The organism is Nonomuraea maheshkhaliensis (assembly GCF_039529435.1).
Lineage (GTDB): Bacteria > Actinomycetota > Actinomycetes > Streptosporangiales > Streptosporangiaceae > Nonomuraea > Nonomuraea maheshkhaliensis.
The window spans coordinates 1-2,654 of record NZ_BAAAMU010000279.1; the positions used below are offsets into that span (position 1 = coordinate 1).

At 75.8% G+C, this 2,654-nt stretch carries 1 protein-coding gene; it reads right to left on the reverse strand.

From position 1 onward, the window contains the following. A partial coding sequence (locus ABFX54_RS56295) for a coiled-coil domain-containing protein (RefSeq protein ID WP_487047344.1) occupies positions 1-2,644 on the reverse strand: 2,644 nt, incomplete at its 3' end. Between the last annotated feature and the right edge of the window lie 10 nt (positions 2,645-2,654).

Sequence of the window (2,654 nt, forward strand, 5' to 3'; positions counted from 1 at the left end):
CCCCCCCCCCCCCCCCCCCCCCCCCCCCCCCCCCCCGTCCCCCCCCCCCCCCCCCCCGCCCGGCCGCGTCGCGCTCGGCACGGGCCGCCACCGCCGCCTGCGTGGCCTCCAGCGCCTCGCGCAGCAGCTCGGCCTCGTCGTTGAGCCGGGACAGGCGGGCGGAGAGGGTGGCGTCGCCGCCGCGGGCCGTGTCCAGCCGCGCGCTCAACCGGCCGGCGTCGCCGCTCAGCTCCTCGTGCCTGGTACGGCATGCGGCCAGCCGCGCGGCCACCCGGCGCCCGCGTTCCTCCTGCTCCAGCCGCTCACGATTGAGCCTCTCCGCCTCCTGCGCCAACGCGGCCTCCTGCGCCGCCGACATCTCCAGCCTGCGCAACTCACGCTCGGCGGCAGCGAGCACCGCCACCCCGTCGGCCGCACCGATCTCGAACGGCGTGGTCCCGGTGCCGCCTGGCACTCCCGCCGCAGCGGCCGCGGTCCTCGCGATTGTGGTGCCGCCTGATACGTCTGCCTCAGCGGCTGCGACTCTTTCGGCGGCGTTGTCGTCCTGTCCGCTCGCGCCACCGGCCGAGATCCGCTCGGATCCGGTGTCGCCGCCGGATGCGATCTCCTGGGGCCGGATGTGTGACGGACCAGCGTCCGGGTGGGTGTGTGGGGAAGCAGCGTTCGCGCCCGTCCCAGGTCCGATGTTCGCCGTGGTCTGGGTGAGCTGGGCCTGGACGCGAGTCCGTTCGGCGCTCAGTTGTTTGCGGTGGGCGCGGTGGGCGGCGAGGGCTTCGGCGATCTCCCTGGCTTGGTCGCGGACGCGCTCGCGTTCGGTCTCGATGCGTTCGAGCGTGGCGGCCAGGGCGGGTTCGCGGTCGGCCACCGACCGCAGGCGGTCGAGGTCCTGCGCGGCCTGATCCACCTGTTCGGCGGCCGTGTCGCCGTCAAGGCCGGCGGTGGCCTCGACGGCGTCGGCGTGGCGGGATCCGATGGCGGCGAGGATGCGCTCGGCCTCCTCCCGGTCGGCGAGGGCCGCCTCGTGGGCGGACTCGGCCTCGCGCTCGTCGTCGGCCGAAGGGGCGCTCTCGGCGGGAGAGGCCGGGTGGGGGTGGTGCTCGGAGCCGCAGACCGCGCACGGCCGTCCGTCGGCCCGGTCGCGCGCCAGCTCGGCCGCCATGCCGTCGATGCGGGCCTGCCGCAGGTCGAGCCACCGTTCGCGCAGGGCCTGTGCCTGATCGACGAGCACCTGATGCCTGGCGGCGGCGGCCTTCAGCTCGTCGGGCAGGGCTTCGCGGCGGTGGGTGGCCTCCAGCGCCGCCCTGGCCGCGTCGAGGGCCGCGTTCGCCGCCGGAACGGCCGCCGCCTGTGCGCGTACGTCCGCAAGGGCCGCGTTCGCGTCGGCGAGCCGTTCGGGCAGCTCGGCCTCCGCGGCGGCCACCTCGGCCTCGCGCTGCGCCAGCGTGTCGAGCTCCGCCGCCAGCCTGGACAACTCGCGGTCGATCTCGATCAGATGAGCGGCGGCATCGCGTACGGCACGCGCGGCGGGCACCCTGGCGGCGTCGACCCGGGCCTCGGCCAGTCTGGCCTCCGCCCGTTCGATGAGCTCGGGGAGCCTGGCCAGCCGTGCCGCCACGTCCTCGTCGGCCCTGATCAGACCGGCCAGCTCTTCTTCCACGCGCAGCAGGTCGCGGCGGACCACGGACAGCCTGGCCTCCTCGGTGAGGAGCTCCTGGAGGCGGGCGATCTCGTCCTGCCGCCGCCGTTCCAGCGCCGCCAGCTCGGCCACGGACGGGGAGCCCACCGCCTCAGCAACGTCCGAAGCGTCCGAGAGCGCCGGGGACTGGCCCTGGTGCGCGAGAGACCGGCCCCGGTGTGTGCCGGTCTGACCCTGGTAGGAGGGGGGCTGATGTGCGGCGATCTGGCCCTGGCGTGTGTCGGCCCGGCCCTGATAGGTGGGCGGCTGGCTCTGAGGTGTGGCGCTCTGGTCCGGGTATGCGGGGGTCTGGCCGTGGTGCGCGATGGCTCCGGCGGCGGCGAGCAGGGGCCGGGCTCGGGCGAGGGCGTCGGCGGCCATCGTGCGGGCCTTGGTGGCGGCCTCGGCGCGCTGCCCGGCGACGGTGATGAGCGGGCGCACCCGATCCGCCCTTGCGGCGTCGTCCAGGATGGCTTGCAGGTCGGCCCGTTCGTCGGCGCGCTCGTCGAGGGTACGGCGCAGCGTGAGGGCCTCGGCGTGGCGGCGCTGCCGGTCGGCGAGTGCCGAGGCCTGGTCCAAGCGCGTGCGCGCCGCTCGCACCGCGTGCCCGGCGGTGGCGAGCTCGCCATCGGCCCGCCGTACGACGGCCCGCGCGGCATCGAGCAGCGCCCCGGCCCAGCGCAGCGGATCGTCCTCCGGTGTCGGCACCTCTTCCCCGGCCGGCTCCGCCTCGATTTCTCCGGTCGGCTCCGCCTCGATTTCTCCGGTCGGCTCCGCCTCGATTTCTCCGGTCGGCTCCGCCTCGGTTTGCCCGGCCGGCTCCCCCTCGGTCGCGTCTCGTTCGGTTTTGTCCCCCTTGGGCGTGTCCGGCTCGGCTCTGTCTCCCCCGGTCGTGTCCCTGGTGGCGGCATCCGTCGCTGCGGACGGCGACGGAGAGGCGGGCCAGTCGAAGAGCGGGGTCTCGGACACCGTCCCCTCA